The following is a 15,922-nucleotide window of genomic DNA, read 5'->3' as shown; positions in this document are numbered from 1 at the left end:
TCACTTGCCGAACTTCAGCTTCGACGGGTCGAAGTCGGGCGGCAGCTGGTCCAGCGAGCCCAGGCCGGGCGGCAGCTGGGGCATCCCGCCGCCGGGGCCGCCGGGCACGCCGGGGAACATGCCGGGCGGGAACCCGCCGCGCACCTTCGGCGGCGTCGGGCCGCGCCCCTTGCCCTTCTTGCCCTTCTTGCCCTTGGCGCCCTTCTTGCCCTTGCCGCCGCCCGGCAGGCCGAACCGGCCCGCCATCTGCGACATCATCTTGCGCGCCTCGAAGAAGCGGTTGACCAGGTCGTTGACGTCGCTGACGCGGACACCGGAGCCGTTGGCGATGCGCAGCCGCCGGGAGGCGTTGATGATCTTGGGGTCTTCGCGCTCCGCGGGCGTCATGCCCCGGATGATCGCCTGCACCCGGTCCAGGTGCTTCTCGTCCAGCATGGCCAGCTGGTCCTTCATCTGGCCCGCGCCGGGCAGCATCCCCAGCAGGTTCGCGATCGGGCCCATCTTGCGCAGCGCGAGCATCTGCTCCAGGAAGTCCTCCAGCGTCAGCTGGCCGGACCCCATCTTCACCGCGGTGGCCTCGGCCTGCTCGGCGTCGAACGCCTGCTCGGCCTGCTCGATCAGGGTGAGCACGTCGCCCATGCCCAGGATGCGCGAGGCCATCCGGTCGGGGTGGAAGACGTCGAAGTCCTCCAGCTTCTCCCCGTTGGAGGCGAACAGGATCGGCTGGCCGGTCACCTCGCGCACGCTCAGCGCGGCACCGCCGCGGGCGTCGCCGTCGAGCTTGGTCAGCACCACGCCGGTGAAGCCGACGCCGTCGCGGAACGCGGTCGCGGTGTTCACCGCGTCCTGGCCGATCATGGCGTCGACCACGAACAGGACCTCGTCGGGCTGGACGGCGTCCCGGATGTCGACGGCCTGCTGCATCATCTCCTCGTCGACGCCCAGCCGTCCGGCGGTGTCGACCACGACCACGTCGTGCTGGGCCCGGCGGGCCTCGTCGATGCCGCGCCGCGCCACCGACACCGGGTCGCCCACGCCGTTGCCCGGCTCGGGCGCGAACACCGGCACGCCCGCGCGCTCGCCGACCACCTGCAGCTGGGTGACCGCGTTGGGGCGCTGCAGGTCGCAGGCCACCAGCAGCGGGGTGTGCCCCTGCCCGCGCAGCCACCTGGCCAGCTTGCCCGCCAGCGTGGTCTTGCCCGCGCCCTGCAGGCCGGCGAGCATGATCACCGTCGGCGGGTTCTTGGCCAGGTTCAGCCTGCGGGTCTCGCCGCCGAGGATGCCGACCAGCTCCTCGTTGACGATCTTGACGACCTGCTGGGCCGGGTTCAGCGCCTGGGAGACCTCGGCGCCCTTGGCGCGCTCCTTGACCTTGGCGATGAAGGCGCGGACGACGGGCAGCGCGACGTCGGCCTCCAGCAGCGCCACCCGGATCTCCCGAGCGGTGGCGTCGATGTCGGCCTCGGACAGCCGCCCCTTGCCCCGCAGGTTCTGCAGGACCGAGGTGAGCCGGTCGGAAAGGGTGTTGAACACGGTGCCGCCAGACCTCGCACGTCGTCGGTGATGAGCCACCCGCCAGGGTAGCCGCCCGTCCTCACCGGGGTGGCACGGACAGCCGCAGCCGGTCTCCGCGGGTGAGCACGGTCAGCCCCTGCCAGCCGCGCGGCGGGACGCCGCCGGAGAGCCGGGCCCGCAGCCGCTCGGCCCGCCGCACGTGCCGGGCGAACGAGCGCGACCGCACCAGCCTGCCCCGCTCCACCTGCCCCTCCAGCGCCTCCTCGGGGCTGGCGTCCAGCCACAGGAAGTGCCGGGGCCTGCCGGTGAGCGCGCCCAGCCCGGCCAGCGCCGCGCGGGTGGTCGCGCGGGTCGACGGCTCGTGCACCAGCACCAGGCCGGGGGCGGAGAGCGCCGCCCAGGCGATGCGCGACCGGTGCAGCAGGTGCACCAGAGGCCGGTAGCAGCGGTAGGGCAGCCCGCGCGGCAACGCCGCCTTGAGGGAACCGCGCACCTGGTCGGAGTCCAGCACGACCGCCTTCGCGCCGCCGGTGTCCAGGTCGGCGAGCAGCGTCGTCTTCCCCGCGCCGGGCAGCCCCGCCAGCACGACCAGCGAACGCGGGCCCACGGCAACGGCGGTCATCGTCTCCATAGTAAAGAGACGTACGGGACGCGCAGGAGTTCCGCGATCCGGCGTGATGTGCGTCCGGGGGCGGCCCCATCCCCTCAGCGGGCCACCCCCGGACAACCCCCGTGGCGGCGCTTCCTCCCCGCGCGCCACGAGGGCAAGCCTGCCCGGCGGGGACGGCGGGCGGCAGCGCAAGCACCCCCGGCCCGCCGTGCGTAGACCTACTCAACCCACCGGCTCGACCCACCGGCCCGCTCACCCGGTCGCGGCCAGCACGGCGCGCTCGACGCCCTTGCGCAGCCCCGCGTCCAAGCCGCCCTCGGCGGCCAGCGCGAAGGAGTCGATCACCGTTCCGCCCACTGTGGACACCCGCGCCCACAGCACGTCCACACCGGACTGCTCCAGCGCTCCCGCGACGTGGTGCAGCAACCCGATCCGGTCCGCCGCGCGCAGCTCCAGCACCACCGCGCCGGTGGACTCGTCGTCGAACCACAGCACCTTGGGCGGCGGCGGGTCCTGCGGCGGGCCGCCGTAGTCGCGCTCCTTGGCCGCCAGCTTCTCCGCCAGCGGCAGCGAGCCGTCCACCGCCCGGCTCAGCTGCTCGCGCAGCAGCGCCACGTCCGGCAGCGAGCCGAACCGGGGCGAGACGGTGAACACGTCCACCGCGGCCACCCCCAGCGCGGGGTCGCGGTGCGAGCGCACCGCCGCCGCGTGCACCTCCAGCGAGTTCAGCGCCAGCACGCCCGCCGCGCGGGACAGCAGCCCCCGCCGGTCCGGCGCGACCACGGTGACCGTGGCCGACTGGCCCGCCCCGGCCACCAGCACGTCCGGCTTGCCCGACGCCAGCACCGCCGCGGCCAGCTCCCGCTGCCGCTGGTCCAGCGGCTCCGGCTCGGGCAGCGCCTCGCCCGCCATCACCGCGCGGCAGCCCGCCACCAGGTCGCCGACCAGCGAGGACTTCCAGCCCGACCACACGCCGGGACCGGTCGCCAGCGCGTCGGCCTCGGCCAGCGCGTGCAGCAGCTCCAGCAGCACCGGGTCGCCGCCCAGGGTGTCGGCCACCCGCCGCACGGTCGCCTCGTCCCGCACGTCCCGCCGGGTCGCGGTGTGCGGCAGCAGCAGGTGGTGGCGCACCAGCGCGGTCAGCGTCAGCACGTCCTGCGGCCACAGCCCCAGCCGCTCGGCCACCTGCCTGGTCAGCGCCGCGCCGACCTCCGAGTGGTCGGCCTGCCTGCCCTTGCCGATGTCGTGCAGCAGCGCGCCCAGCAGCAGCAGGTCCGGCCGCGACACCCTGGTCACCAGCCGCGCGGCGTGCGCGGTGGCCTGCACCAGGTGCCGGTCCACGGTCCACACGTGCGCCGCGTCGCGCGGCGGCAGGTCCCGCACCGCGCCCCACTCCGGGAACAGCCTGCCCCACAGGCCGGTGCGGTCCAGCGCCTCGACCACGTCGACCAGCCCCTGGCCGCTGCCCAGCAGGGCCAGCAGCTCCTCGCGGGCCTCGCGCGGCCACGGCTGGCGCAGCTCCGGCGCGGAGTCGGCCAGCCGCGACAGGGTGCCCGCGGCGATCGGGTGCTTGCCGCGCGCCGCGGCCGTGGCCACCCGCAGCAGCAGCGCCGGGTCGCGGCTGGGCATCGCGTCGCGCGCCAGCGCCACCTCCGTCCCGTGCAGCACCACGCCCTCGTCCAGCGGGCGGCGGGTGGGCGCGCGGCGCAGCGGGGAGCGGGCGAACACCCCCAGCCCGCGCCTGGGCACCGCGGCCCGCGCCGTGCGCATGGCCACGTCCACCGAGTACACGACCGTGCGCGCGGCCGACGACATCGCCCGCGCCAGCGCGAACCGGTCGGGCAGCCCCAGCGCGGCGGCGACCTCGTCGCCGTCCTGCGCGCGCAGCACGTCCCTGGGCTTGCCCGCCACCCGGCGCAGCTCGGTGCGCACGTCCAGCAGCAGCTTGCGCGCGTCGCCGACCTCGGCCCCCGGCCGGTCCACCAGCTGCGCCGCGGACAGCGCGTCCAGCAGCGTCACGTCCCGCAGCCCGCCCCGGCCGTGCTTGAGGTCGGGCTCGACCCGGTGCGCGATCTCCCCGCTGCGCGTCCAGCGGCGCTGCGCGGCCTCGGCCATCTCGTCCAGCCGGGTGCGCACGCCCGAGCGCCACGCCTGCCGCGCGGCCTCCGCCAGCCGCCCGCTGACCTCCTGGTCACCGGCCAGGTGCCGGACGTCGAGCAGGCCCAGCGCGGTGCGCAGGTCCTCCCCGGCCACCCGCAGCGCCTCGCCGACCGTGCGCACCGAGTGGTCCAGGCCGATGCCGGAGTTCCACAGCGGGTACCACAGGCTCTCCGCGACCCGGTCCACGCCCTTGTGCCCGTTGTGCACCAGGACCAGGTCCAGGTCCGAGTAGGGCACCAGCTCGCGCCTGCCCAGTCCCCCCACGGCGACCAGCGCCAGCCCGCTGCCCGCCCCGCCCACCCCGGCGGTGGCGGCGTGCGCGGTGAGCCAGAACTCGTGCAGGTCCACCAGCGCCTCGCGCAGCGATTCCCCCGTCAAGCGGCGACGACCCGGCGCGAGCAGCCGATCGCGTGCCCGCACCAGGTCGTCAGCCGTGACGACGGCCGTTGCCTCGTGGTCCATACGGCCGTCCCCCATCGCTACAGGGCGTCCGTGCCGCGCTCCCCGGTGCGGACCCGGATGACGGTCTCGACCGGGGTGACCCAGACCTTCCCGTCCCCGATCTTGCCGGTGCGCGCGGCCTCGACCACCGCGTCCAGGACCTTGTCCACCGCGGCGTCGTCGATCAGCACCTCGACGCGCAGCTTGGGCACGAAGTCCACGGCGTACTCCGCGCCGCGGTAGACCTCGGTGTGGCCCTTCTGCCTGCCGTAGCCCTGGACCTCGCTGACCGTCATGCCGAGGACGCCGAGCTGCTCCAAGGAGGTCTTCACGTCGTCGAGCGTGAACGGCTTGATGATCGCCGTGACCAGCTTCATGACTAGTTGCTCCCCTCAAGGACCGCGGAAGCGCCCGCGGCGACACTGGGCTTGGCGGAGCCGCGCGACCCGGCCAGTCCGCTGCCGAACTCGTACGCGGTCTCCGCGTGCTCGGCCTCGTCGATGCCGCCGACCTCGGCCTCCTCGTCGGCCCGGAAGCCGACGGTGAGCTTGACCAGGTAGCCCAGCACGAGGCTGAGGACGAAGGAGTAGGCGAGCACCGCCGCGGCGCCCACGACCTGCCGCCACAGCTGGTCCACGCCGCCGCCGTAGAACAGGCCGTTGATCCCGGCGGGCGCGGCGTCGCTGGCGAACAAGCCGATCAGGACGGTGCCGGACAGGCCGCCGACCAGGTGCACGCCGACCACGTCGAGCGAGTCGTCGAAGCCGAAGCGGTACTTCAGGCTGACCGCCAGCGCGCACAGCGCGCCGGTGATCGCGCCGACCGCGATCGCGCCCAGCGGGGTGACCGACGAGCAGGCCGGGGTGATCGCTACCAGGCCCGCGACCACGCCGGAGGCGGCGCCCAGGGTGGTGGCGTGGCCGTCGCGGACCCGCTCGACCAGCAGCCAGGCCAGCATGGCGGCGGCGGTGGCGACGGTGGTGTTGATGAAGGTGACGCCCGCGGTGGAGTTCGCGCCCAGCGCGGAACCGGCGTTGAAGCCGAACCAGCCGAACCACAGCAGACCCGCGCCGAGCACGACCAGGGGCAGGCTGTGCGGCTTCATCCGGTCCTTCGGCCAACCGACGCGCTTGCCGAGGACCAGTGCCAGCGCCAGGCCCGCCGCGCCCGCGTTGATGTGCACGGCGGTGCCGCCCGCGAAGTCGATCGCGAGCAGGTCGTTGGCGATCCAGCCGCCGGGGTCGACGACGTTGCCCGCCTCGTCCTTGCCGTCGAAGTCGAACACCCAGTGCGCGACCGGGAAGTAGACCACCAGCGCCCACAGGCCCGCGAACAGCAGCCACGGGCCGAACCGCGCGCGGTCGGCGATCGCGCCGGAGATCAGCGCCACCGTGATGATCGCGAACATCGCCTGGAAGGAGACGAACACGGTGGTCGGGATGGTGCCGGACAGGGACTCCTTGCCCAGCAGGCCGTCAAGGCCGAAGAACTCGAACGGCTTGCCCAGCAGGCCGGCGCCGACGTCGGTGCCGAACGCGGTTGAGTAGCCGACCAGCACCCAGAGCACACCGACAACGCCGATCGCACCCAGGCTCATCATCATCATGTTGAGCACGCTCTTCGACCGGACCATGCCCCCGTAGAAGAAGGCAAGTCCGGGGGTCATCAACAGCACCAGCGCGGAGCTGGCGAGCACCCAGGCGGTGTCCCCTGTATCCACGTCGACCTCCACTGCACGTCGGTTGCAGGGAGCATCGAGATGTCCTGTTTCGACCGGCCGCGCCTCAGGTTTCGCGGTGGTGAACTGTCCGAGCCCCGGTGTTACGGGCGCGTTTCCCGCTTTTGAAGGAAGGGTGGCTTCCCGCGCTCGCCGGGCGTCGCGTGGCGGTGTGCGGTGACGGACCGTGCTGCCGGTCCCACCCGAGCGGCGGGTGCGGTGCGGCGGTCGTGAACGCCCACAACGGTGGGTCACCACCCGTCGAACCCCGCGCCTGCAAGTACTACCCGACCCGCTCGCGAGGGCCGGTAACCACCCCCCGGCAACGCCAACGCTCGGTTCGTGGTGCGCGAACGCTCGGTTCGCGGGAAAAAGGGGAGGGCCGGCCCCGGTGGGGTCGGCCCTCCTGATTACCAGCGGTGGTGCTAGATCAGCCAGCCGGGCAGGCCGGGCTTCGGGCCCGCCGGACGGTCCGCGCCGCCGACCGAGGCGGTGCCCAGCGCGGGCGGCTCGACCGCGGCGCACCGGGTGCCGTCACGCGGCACGGTCAGGTTGATCAGGTAGGCGTCGGTGGTGCCGCGGGTGCACTCGCTGCGGTCGTACACGCCGTGACCCCAGCCTTCATAGGTCAGCAGCACGGTGGTGTCGCGGCTCTGCCGGTGGGCGTTGACGGCCCACTCGTAGCCGGTCGCCGGGTCGTGCAGCGCGTTCATCATCAGGATCTTCGGCGCGTTCTTGATCCGCAGCCGGTGCTGCGGGTTGTTCGCGTCGTCGGTCAGGCCGACGCAGCCCGCGATGGCCGAGTGCCCCAGCGAGGAACCGCGCATGTTCGGCGCGATCTGCTCGGCCCGCCGCGTCAGCGCGGACATCTCCCGGTAGCTCTTGACCCGGATCTGCCAGTCCTGGCAGAACACCGCCGGGAAGGGGTTGTGCACCAGCTGCTCCTCGGCGAAGCCCGCCGCCCGCGCCGACGGCTCGGAGCCGCCCAGCGCGACCAGCCAGTCGGCCAGCGGCGCCCAGCTGGGGCCGTAGAACGCGCCGAACGCCTGGCCGATGATCACCTCGGAGGTGATCTTCTCGTCGGGGAAGTCCGGGTCCACGATCTCGCCGCGGTCGGCCCGCTCCAGCAGCAGGTTCCAGTACTTGACCACGTCCTGGCCGTGCAGCGCGCAGGACTCGGTGCGCTCGCACCACTTGACGAACTCCTCGAAGGAGTCCTCGGCGGTGGCGGCCTCGGTCTCGTTGAACGCCCAGGTGTCCAGGCTGTGGTCCATGTTGCTGTCGATGACCATGGACCGGATGCGGTGGCCGTAGCGCTCGGCGTACTGCTGGCCGATCAGCGTGCCGTAGGAGATGCCGTAGTAGTTGATCTTGCGCTCACCGAGCGAGCGGCGCAGCGCGTCCATGTCGTCGATGACGCCAAGGGTGTCGGCGTGGTCGTACATCGGCCCGGTGTGCTCGCGGCAGTCCGCGGCCAGCTCCCGGTTGTACTGGCCCAGCGCCTCGAACTCGGCCTGGTTGGCGGGGTAGGTCGAGGGCTGCGCCAGCAGCTTGTCCAGCGAGCACCGCACCGGCTGGCTGCGCGCGACACCGCGCGGGTCGAAGCCGATGATGTCGAAGCGCTGCTGCACCTCGGGGCTGAAGTAGTTGTTGGCGCTGTAGGCGAAGTCCACGCCCGAACCGCCGGGGCCGCCGGGGTTGATGAACAGCACGCCGACGCGCTTGCTCGGATCGGTGGCCTTGCGGCGCGCCACGGCGAGGTCGAACTTCTCGCCCTCCGGCTCAGCCCAGTCGATCGGCAGGCTGAGCGTGCCGCACTCGACCTCGGCGACCTCCGGGCACGGCGCCCAGCTGATGGTCCCCGCGTACCCCCGGTCCTGGTCGCGCTGCCCGCTGTCCTGCGGGGCGGCGGCGGCGACGCCGGTCCCCACTACGAGCGCCGCGGTGGTGGCCACACCACCCAACGCCCTGATGATGGTTCGCACAGGTACCTCCCTTGTTCCCTGTCACCCATGCGGGTGCCGGAAGGGTTCCAAAGGGTGTAACTGCGCCACAACCGACTGAAGTCGGATGCCGATGTCCTCTTCAGGACGAGGAAGTCGCGGTCAAAACCTGGTACTGGCGCACGAGATCGGACATCCCATCATCGGTCAACGAGCCGAACAGCCGCAGCCGCGCCATACCGCCGTCGGGGAACACCTCCAGCCGCGCGTGGGTCGCCTCGGGCGCGGCGTCGAGGCGGAACCGGTGGCGCGTGTCGGGCTGCAGCCGGGTGCGCGGGAGCAAGTCGAACCACCGGTCCGGGGCCACCCGCGCGTCGTGCCCGCGCACCGCCGCCCAGCCGGGCGCGTTGCCCTTGAAGTGGCTGGTGTCCAGCTCCGCCAAGCGCACCACGCCCGCGCCCGCCAACCGGACCTCCACCCAGTCGTGGCCGTCGTCGCGGCGGCGCGCGGTCTCCCAGCCCTCGCCCATCACCGCGGCCTGTCCGGGGGCGATGAGGTTGTTGGGCGAGCTGTAGAACATGTCGCTGCACCCCACGACGGCGGCGCCGTTCTCCAGCGCGGCCAGGTCGACCGCGCCGGGCAGCAGCAGCCCCGGATCGGGCACCGGCTCCCCGTGCACGCGCAGCCGCGCCACCCCGCCGTCCGGGTGGATGATCAGCCGCACGTGCGTGAACCGGCGCCGCACCGCCACGTCGAAGTGGTGCTTCCGGTCGCCCCGCAGCGGCGACCTGGGCACCACGACCTCCCACCCGGCCAGCTCCTCCGGGCTCGGGTGACCGACCGCCGAGGTGGCCTCGACCGTGGCGAACGGCGGGTAGTTGCCGGTGAAGAACGCGGTGTCCACGACGACCCCGCGCACCACCCCCGGCAGCCCGAGCCGCACCACGGCCGCGTCGTCACCGGGTTCGCGGCGGCGGCGGGTCTCCCACCCGTCGTAGACCTGTCCCTTGTGGCCGAAGGTGCCCGCGCGGTGGACCGGCTCCGCCCGGCTGATCAGGTTCTCCCGCTCGGCGAAGGACTCGTCGTTGGCCCACACCACGCTGCCGCCCACCCCGCGCGAGGCCAGGTCCGGCAGGTGGACCCACTCCGGCACGCCGCTCATGCGCCTCCTCCGCTCAGCAGCCGCCCGCGCGGCCGCTCCCCGTCGACCTCGTGCCCGCGCAACCACGTCCGCCGCACCACGCCCGCCAGCGGGCGGCCGTGGTAGGGGGTGACGGGGTTGCGGTGGCGCAGCCGCGCGCGGTCGACCACGAACGCCTCGTCCGGCGCGAAGGCGCACAAGTCCGCGTCGGCGCCGGGCGCGATGCGCCCCTTGTGCGGCAGCCCGACCAGGTCCGCGGGGCCGGAGGCCATCCACCGCACCACGTCGGTCAGCGCGTGGCCGCGCCGCCGGGCCTGCGTCCAGACCGCGGGCAGGCCCAGCTGCAGGCTCGCGATCCCGCCCCAGGCGGAGGCGAAGTCGCCCGCCTTCAGCTCCGGGGTGCACGGCGAGTGGTCGCTGACCACCACGTCCACGTCGCCGTCGGCCAGTCCGCGCCACAGCAGCTCGCGGTTGCGCGCCTCCCGGATCGGCGGGCAGCACTTGAACTCGGTGGCCCCGTCGGCGATCTCCTCGGCGGTGAAGGTCAGGTAGTGGGGGCAGGTCTCGGCGGTCACCGCGACGCCGTCGCGGCGGGCGGCCCGCAGCACCTCCAGGCCCCGCGCGCTGGACAGGTGCAGCACGTGCACCCGCGCGCCGGTCTCCCTGGCCGCGTCCACGACGGTGGCGATGGCGCGGGACTCGGCCTCGTGCGGCCGGGAGGCGAGGAACCCGGCGTAGGAGCCGCCCGCCTCGGTGACGCTGTGCGGGTCCTCGGCGTGCACCACCACCAGCGCGCCCGCCTCGGCCAGCGCGGCGCGCAACTGGTCCGGGCCGACCGGCGGGAACTCGTCCACACCGGAGTGGACCAGGAAGCACTTGAACCCGAACACCCCCGCCTCGCGCAGCGGCCGCAGGTCGGCCAGGTTGCCGGGGACGATCCCGCCCCAGAAACCGACGTCGACGTGCGCGCGGCCCCGCGCGGCGGCCCGCTTGACCTCCAGCGCGGCCACGTCGGTGGTCGGCGGCAGGCTGTTCAGCGGCATGTCGACGATGGTGGTCACGCCCCCGGCCGCGGCGGCGCGGGTGGCCGTCTCGAAGCCCTCCCACTCGTCGCGGCCGGGATCGTTGACGTGCACGTGCGAGTCGACCAGCCCCGGCAGCAGCACCTCGTCGGGCGCCAGCTCCACCACGCGCGCGGCACCGCCGATCCGGGGCTCGACGGCGGCGATCCGCCCGTCGAGCACCCCGACGTCGGCGGCGACCTCGCCTTCGGGCGTGATCACGCGGCGGGCGCGCAGCACCAGGTCCACGCCGCCCACTGTGACAGCGGGCGGTCCCCGGCGCGAGGGGCTGTTGACACGCCAAGGGGCCGCTCGTAGCGTCCCCCGCAGGTGGAATCTCCCCCGCCACACGGGAAGCGGGTGCCAGCGTGCCGGATCTGGAGGGGTTCAACACCGCACCGGCGCGGGAGCTGCGCCCGCTGCTGCTGGAGTGCCTCGCGGTGCCCCGCTGGGCCGACGCCGTGCTCGCCGACCGGCCCTACGCCGACGTGGACGCCCTGCTGGCCGCGTCCGACGCCGCGGCGCGGCTGAGCGACGACGAGGTGCGCGCCGCCCTCGCGGGTCACCCCCGGATCGGCGAGCGGGCGGGGCACGACGGCGTTTCCGCGCGGTGGTCGGCCGCCGAGCAGTCCGGCGTGGAGTCCCCCGCCGACCTCCTCGCCGCCGCCAACCGCGCCTACGAGGAGCGCTTCGGGCACATCTACCTGGTGTGCGCCAAGGGGTTGAGCGGCGATCAGGTGCTGGCCGACCTGGCCGGGCGGATGGCCAACCCGCCCGAGGTCGAGCTGCGCGTGGTCAACCGCGAACTGGCCAGGATCGCCGCCCTGCGGCTGCGCGAGGTGGTGGCGTGAGCACCCTGTCGACGCACGTGCTCGACGCCGAGGCGGGGCGTCCGGCGGTCGGCGTGCCGGTGCGGCTGGAGCACGAGGGCCGCGTGCTGGCCGAGGACCGCACCGACGACGACGGCCGCGTCCGCGCGCTGGGCGCGGACCTGCCGGTGGGGGTCTACCGGATCGTGTTCGAGGTCGACGGGCCGTTCTACCCGGAGGTCGTGGTGGCCTTCCGGGTCACCGAGCCCGGCGCGCACTACCACGTGCCGATCCTGCTGAGCCCGTTCGCGTTCACCACCTACCGAGGGAGCTGACGATGGGCATCGTGCTGGGGCCCAACCAGTACGGGAAGGCCGAGACGCGGCTGGTGGCGGTGACCCGCGAGGGGGACGTGCACTCGATCAAGGACCTCACGGTCAGCACCGCGCTGCGCGGCGACCTCGCCGCCACCCACCTCACCGGCGACAACTCCGAGGTGCTCGCCACCGACACGCAGAAGAACACCGTGTACGCCTTCGCCGAACAGGCGCCGGTCGGCGAGATCGAGGACTTCGCGCTGCGGCTGGCGCGGCACTTCGTCGGCGCGGGACGGGCCATCACCGGCGCGCGGGTGCGCGTCGACGAGCACCCGTGGTCGCGCATCGGGGGCAACGGCCACTCGTTCGTCCAGGCGGGCAACGAGAAGCGCACCACCGAGGTGGTCGTCGAGAGCGACCGCGCGTGGGTCACCTCGGGCGTGCGGGACCTCGTGGTGCTCAAGACGACCGGTTCGGAGTTCCGCGGGTTCCCGCGCGACCGGTACACCACCCTGCCGGAGACCGACGACCGCGTCCTGGCCACGTCGGTGACCGCGCGGTGGCGCTACCAGGGCGACGGGATCGACTGGGCGGACAGCGCCACCGCGATCCGCGCGGCGCTGCTGGACGCCTTCGCCACCAAGCACAGCCGGTCGCTGCAGCAGACCCTGTACGCGATGGGCGAGGCGGTGCTGCTGGCCCGCCCCGAGGTCGCCGAGGTGAGCCTGTCGCTGCCCAACAAGCACCACTTCGCGGTCGACCTGAGCCCGTTCGGCCTGGAGAACCGCAACGAGGTCTTCCACGCCGCCGACCGCCCCTACGGCCTCATCGAGGGCACCGTGCTGCGGGAGGACGCCGAGCCTCCCGCCCCCGCGTGGCTGCCGTGACGCGGCTCAGTCCGCGATGCCCAGCCGCTGCGCCCGCCACCGGTGGAACAGCTCGGTCTCCATGTACCACTCGACCGTCCTGGGCCGCCGCGCGGTGACCATGAACTCCAGCAGCACCCTGCGGAACACCTCCAGCGGCAGCCCCACGCCGGGCGGGAAGTCGGTGTACGCCTCGTTGACGCACGGCGCCTCCGGGTCGCCCTTGGGCCAGCCGGAGAACCCCTCGTCGACGAAGTTGAGGTAACCCCACCGGCCCCGCACGGCCAGCACCACGTTGTGGTCGCACTCCCCGTCCGCGTCGGTGTCCCGGTCGAAGTGCTCCAGGCTGCCGTCGTTGCACTCCGGCCGCGCCAGCGCGGCGATGAGCGCGTCCACGTCCGCCACGGACGCCACCACCTGGTAGCGGTGCTCGGCCCGTTCGGGGTCGGGCAGACCGGTCCACAACCCGGCTCTCATGGTCATGAGCACCACCCTGGACGCTGCCCGCGCCCACGGCCCCCCTCACCGCCGAGGATCACCCCATCCAGCGAACCCGGCGCGAGCCCTCACCGACGGTCCGCCAGCGCGCGCAGCTCGGACACCCCCAACCCGGTGATGCCGCGCACCTCGTCCGGGTCCAACGCCCCGCAGTCCAGCGCCCGCAGGAACGACGACGACAGCGCCCGCGCGGTGGCGGGCTCGTCCAGCACCGCCCCGCCCGCCCGCGCCACGTAGGCCCGCAGCCGCCGAGCGTCGGCCTGCGCGCCCTCCCGGTAGAAGGCGTGCACGGCGGCGTAGCGGGTGACCAGCTGCGCCGGGTGCAGGTCCCAGCCCTGGTAGAAGCCGTGCGCCAGGGAGCGCCGCACCAGCCGGTAGTGGGTGCGCCAGCCCTCGTGCAGGTGCTCGCCCACCGGCAGCTCGTTGGTCGAGCCGTCGGACAGGGCGACCCCGGTGCCCGCCGCCGAGACCTGCATGACGTGGCGGGCGAAGTCGCACGCGCCGTGCGCGAGGTGCTGGTGCGCCGCGCCGAGGCCGCACCCGGCGGTGTAGTCGTAGGTGCCGAAGTGCAGCCCGACCACCCGGCCCCGCCCGGCCGCGATGAAGCGCGGCAGGGCCAGCGCGCCGGACGGGTCGACGATGGATCGGGTGGTCTCCACCTGGATCTCGAACCGCAGCGGCAGCCCGAACAGGTCCAGCACGTCGCCGAGGACCTCGACCTGCTCGACCGAGGTGACCTTCGGGAAGGTGATCACGAAACCGGGCGGGGCCTCGCCCAGCTCGGTGAGGAAGACGTCCAGCGTCCGGATGCCCTGCTCGCGCAGCGCCCTGGTGTCGAACGACTTCATCCGCAGCCCGAAGCGCGGCGGGGCCACCCCGTCGCGCAGCCACGTGCGCACCACGGACGCGGTGCGCACGGCGTCGGCGTCCTCCTCGTCCTCGTCGCGGACGCCGTAGCCGTCCTCGAAGTCCACCCGCAGGTCCTCCACCGGTTCGGCGACCAGCTTCGCGCGGACCCGCGCGTGCACCACCTCCGCCAGCCCGTCCGGCAGGCCCAGCACCCCGGCGAGCTCGGCGGGGCTGTGCGCGTCCAGCGCCGCAAGCGCTTGCCCGCCCCAGTCCCGCAGCACCGAAGGCGTCACCCGGTCCGCCGGGACGTAGCAGGTGTGCACCGGCTGCCGCCCCACCGGCTCGCGCGGCTCCACGTCCACCAAGCGCGCGGTGACCGCCCGCACCGCCTCCGCGGACAGGGAGGTCCGCGGCGTGTCAGGCGATCCGCTCATACGCGGGCAGCGTCAGGAAGTCCACGAACTCGTCGGCCAGCGCGACCCGCTCGAACAGCCGCACGGCCTGGTCCAGGTGCTCGCCCTCCAGCCGCTGCGCGGTCCGCGCCAGCACCGAGCGCACCAGCTCCGCGGTGACCGGCGTGCCGTCGTCGAGCACCACGCCGTTGTGCACCCACTGCCACACCTGGGAGCGGGAGATCTCCGCGGTCGCCGCGTCCTCCATCAGGTTGTGGATCGCCGCCGCGCCGTTTCCGCCCAGCCACGACAGCAGATACCGCACGCCGACGTCCACCGCCGACTCCAGGCCCGCCATGGTCGCCCGGCCGCCCGCCGAGCGGAAGTCCAGCAGCCGCTCGGCGCTCACCGACACCTCGGGGCGCAGCACGTGCAGCTGGTTGGGCCGGTCGCCGAGCTTGGCGTCGAAGACCTCCCGGCACACCGGCACCAGGTCCGGGTGCGCCACCCAGGAGCCGTCGAAGCCGTCCTCGGCCTCGCGCCGCTTGTCCTCGCGCACCTTGGCCAGCGCCCGCTCGGTGACCTCCGGGTCGCGCCGGTTGGGGATGAACGCGGCCATGCCGCCGATGGCGAACGCGCCCCGCTTGTGGCAGGTGCGCACCAGCAGCTCGGTGTAGGCGCGCATGAACGGCGCGGTCATGGTGATGCTGTCGCGGTCGGGCAGCACGTGGTCCTCGCCCGCGTCGCGGAAGTACTTGATGATGCTGAACAGGTAGTCCCACCGGCCCGCGTTGAGCCCCGACGCGCGCTCGCGCAGCTCGTAGAGGATCTCCTCCATCTGGAACGCGGCCGGGATCGTCTCGATCAGCACGGTGGCGCGGATGGCGCCGCGCGGGACGTCCAGCGCGGCCTCGGCGGCGGAGAACACGTCGTTCCACAGCCGCGCTTCCAGGTAGCTCTCCATCTTGGGCAGGTAGTAGTAGGGCTTGCCCAGCACCGCGTTGTGGAAGAAGTGCAGGCCGAAGTCGACCAGCGCGCCGATGGCGGGCCTGCCCTCGATCTCGATGTTGCGCTCGGGCAGGTGCCAACCGCGCGGGCGGACCACCACGGCGGGCCTGGCCACGTCGTCGCGCAGCGCGTAGTGCTTGCCCTCGGGCGAGGTGAACTCGACCTGGTCGCGCGCGGCGTCGTAGAGGTTGACCTGGCCGGAGATCACGTTGCGCCAGTGCGGGGTGTTGGCGTCCTCCAGGTCCGCCAGCCAGACCCGCGCGCCGGAGTTGAGCGCGTTGACGGTCATCTTGCGCTCGGTGGGGCCGGTGATCTCCACCCGGCGGTCGCGCAGCGGCTCGGGGGCGGGCGCCACCCGCCACTCGCTCTCCCGCACCTCGGCGGTCTCCGGCAGGAAGCCCAGCGGGTGCCGCTCGGCGCGGCGGGCCAGCAGCTCGTCGCGGGTGGCCGCGAACGAGCGGTGCAGCATGGCCAGGAACTCCAGCGCGTCCGGCGTGAGGATCTGCTCCCCGCGCTCCACTTCGCCCCCGAGGACGCGGATACCGGACATGGAGGCCACCTCTTCCGCAACGCCTGGTTCTACTTCGCGGACTAT

General features: G+C 73.7%; 14 protein-coding genes. 3 read left to right on the top strand and 11 right to left on the bottom strand.

The genetic code is table 11. The features are described 5' to 3' along the window. From ffh to allB, 8 genes are all read right to left on the bottom strand, one after another. The gene (gene ffh, locus IEZ00_RS09795; protein ID WP_189222867.1) at positions 1 to 1,533 is read right to left on the bottom strand and encodes a signal recognition particle protein; all 1,533 of its coding nucleotides are present in this window, start codon (positions 1,531 to 1,533) and stop codon (positions 1 to 3) included. A gap of 61 nt (positions 1,534 to 1,594) precedes the next feature. Further along, positions 1,595 to 2,137, bottom strand: a complete 543-nt coding sequence (locus IEZ00_RS09790) for an AAA family ATPase (RefSeq protein WP_229795355.1) — start codon at positions 2,135 to 2,137, stop codon at positions 1,595 to 1,597. Positions 2,138 to 2,377: 240 nt separating this feature from the next. Continuing rightward, the gene (locus IEZ00_RS09785; protein ID WP_189222865.1) at positions 2,378 to 4,747 is read right to left on the bottom strand and encodes a [protein-PII] uridylyltransferase; all 2,370 of its coding nucleotides are present in this window, start codon (positions 4,745 to 4,747) and stop codon (positions 2,378 to 2,380) included. 17 nt (positions 4,748 to 4,764) lie between these two features. Continuing rightward, positions 4,765 to 5,103 (bottom strand): P-II family nitrogen regulator, encoded by a 339-nt coding sequence (locus IEZ00_RS09780; RefSeq protein ID WP_189222864.1) that lies wholly within the window; start codon positions 5,101 to 5,103, stop codon positions 4,765 to 4,767. A gap of 2 nt (positions 5,104 to 5,105) precedes the next feature. Next, positions 5,106 to 6,446 carry an ammonium transporter gene (locus IEZ00_RS09775; RefSeq protein ID WP_189222863.1) on the bottom strand — a complete coding sequence of 447 codons (1,341 nt, stop codon included), beginning with the start codon at positions 6,444 to 6,446 and terminating at the stop codon, positions 5,106 to 5,108. Between the two features lie 422 nt (positions 6,447 to 6,868). Then, positions 6,869 to 8,428: an alpha/beta hydrolase gene (locus IEZ00_RS09770; protein WP_189222862.1), complete on the bottom strand. Its 1,560-nt coding sequence runs from the start codon at positions 8,426 to 8,428 to the stop codon at positions 6,869 to 6,871. A gap of 100 nt (positions 8,429 to 8,528) precedes the next feature. After that, positions 8,529 to 9,548, bottom strand: a complete 1,020-nt coding sequence (gene alc / locus IEZ00_RS09765; RefSeq protein WP_189222861.1) for an allantoicase — start codon at positions 9,546 to 9,548, stop codon at positions 8,529 to 8,531. Beyond that, entirely contained in the window at positions 9,545 to 10,837 is a 1,293-nt protein-coding gene (gene allB, locus IEZ00_RS09760) for an allantoinase AllB (protein ID WP_189222860.1), read from the bottom strand. Before allB ends, alc begins: the two co-directional genes overlap by 4 nt. Positions 10,838 to 10,956: 119 nt before the next feature. Here allB and uraD point away from each other — a divergent pair, with 119 nt between their 5' ends. The 3 genes from uraD to pucL are packed head-to-tail and all read left to right on the top strand — an operon-like array spanning position 10,957 to position 12,601. Beyond that, positions 10,957 to 11,439: a 2-oxo-4-hydroxy-4-carboxy-5-ureidoimidazoline decarboxylase gene (gene uraD / locus IEZ00_RS09755; protein ID WP_189222859.1), complete on the top strand. Its 483-nt coding sequence runs from the start codon at positions 10,957 to 10,959 to the stop codon at positions 11,437 to 11,439. Then, positions 11,436 to 11,732: a hydroxyisourate hydrolase gene (gene uraH / locus IEZ00_RS09750; RefSeq protein WP_189222858.1), complete on the top strand. Its 297-nt coding sequence runs from the start codon at positions 11,436 to 11,438 to the stop codon at positions 11,730 to 11,732. The genes uraD and uraH overlap by 4 nt, the downstream gene beginning before the upstream one ends. Before the next feature lie 2 nt (positions 11,733 to 11,734). Continuing rightward, on the top strand, positions 11,735 to 12,601 hold the full coding sequence (gene pucL, locus IEZ00_RS09745; protein WP_189222857.1) for a factor-independent urate hydroxylase: 867 nt from the start codon (positions 11,735 to 11,737) through the stop codon (positions 12,599 to 12,601). Positions 12,602 to 12,607: 6 nt separating this feature from the next. Here pucL and IEZ00_RS09740 read toward each other — a convergent pair whose 3' ends face one another. The 3 genes from IEZ00_RS09740 to aceB all read right to left on the bottom strand — a co-directional run bounded on the left by IEZ00_RS09740 (position 12,608) and on the right by aceB (position 15,877). Further along, positions 12,608 to 13,063, bottom strand: a complete 456-nt coding sequence (locus tag IEZ00_RS09740) for an Imm1 family immunity protein (RefSeq protein ID WP_189222856.1) — start codon at positions 13,061 to 13,063, stop codon at positions 12,608 to 12,610. 83 nt (positions 13,064 to 13,146) lie between these two features. Next, the gene (locus IEZ00_RS09735) at positions 13,147 to 14,361 is read right to left on the bottom strand and encodes a DUF6986 family protein (protein ID WP_189222855.1); all 1,215 of its coding nucleotides are present in this window, start codon (positions 14,359 to 14,361) and stop codon (positions 13,147 to 13,149) included. Then, a complete protein-coding gene (aceB, locus tag IEZ00_RS09730) occupies positions 14,345 to 15,877 on the bottom strand; it encodes a malate synthase A (RefSeq protein ID WP_189222854.1) in 1,533 nt (510 codons plus the stop codon). Before aceB ends, IEZ00_RS09735 begins: the two co-directional genes overlap by 17 nt. Between the last annotated feature and the right edge of the window lie 45 nt (positions 15,878 to 15,922).

Origin of the sequence: Saccharothrix coeruleofusca (assembly GCF_014648515.1) — a bacterium.
GTDB classification, from domain to species: Bacteria; Actinomycetota; Actinomycetes; order Mycobacteriales; family Pseudonocardiaceae; genus Actinosynnema; species Actinosynnema coeruleofuscum.
Note: the sequence above shows the minus strand (reverse complement) of the source record. Positions and strands in the feature narration are given on the sequence as shown.

Excerpts from the sequence above, each read along its gene's own strand:
- IEZ00_RS09790 (WP_229795355.1), bottom strand. The coding sequence starts at position 2,137 with ATGACCGCCGTTGCCGTGGGCCCGCGTTCGCTGGTCGTGCTGGCGGGG.
- IEZ00_RS09785 (WP_189222865.1), bottom strand. The coding sequence starts at position 4,747 with ATGGACCACGAGGCAACGGCCGTCGTCACGGCTGACGACCTGGTGCGG.
- alc (WP_189222861.1), bottom strand. The coding sequence starts at position 9,548 with ATGAGCGGCGTGCCGGAGTGGGTCCACCTGCCGGACCTGGCCTCGCGC.
- aceB (WP_189222854.1), bottom strand. The coding sequence starts at position 15,877 with ATGTCCGGTATCCGCGTCCTCGGGGGCGAAGTGGAGCGCGGGGAGCAG.
- IEZ00_RS09735 (WP_189222855.1), bottom strand. The coding sequence starts at position 14,361 with ATGAGCGGATCGCCTGACACGCCGCGGACCTCCCTGTCCGCGGAGGCG.
- pucL (WP_189222857.1), top strand. The coding sequence starts at position 11,735 with ATGGGCATCGTGCTGGGGCCCAACCAGTACGGGAAGGCCGAGACGCGG.
- IEZ00_RS09740 (WP_189222856.1), bottom strand. The coding sequence starts at position 13,063 with ATGACCATGAGAGCCGGGTTGTGGACCGGTCTGCCCGACCCCGAACGG.
- IEZ00_RS09780 (WP_189222864.1), bottom strand. The coding sequence starts at position 5,103 with ATGAAGCTGGTCACGGCGATCATCAAGCCGTTCACGCTCGACGACGTG.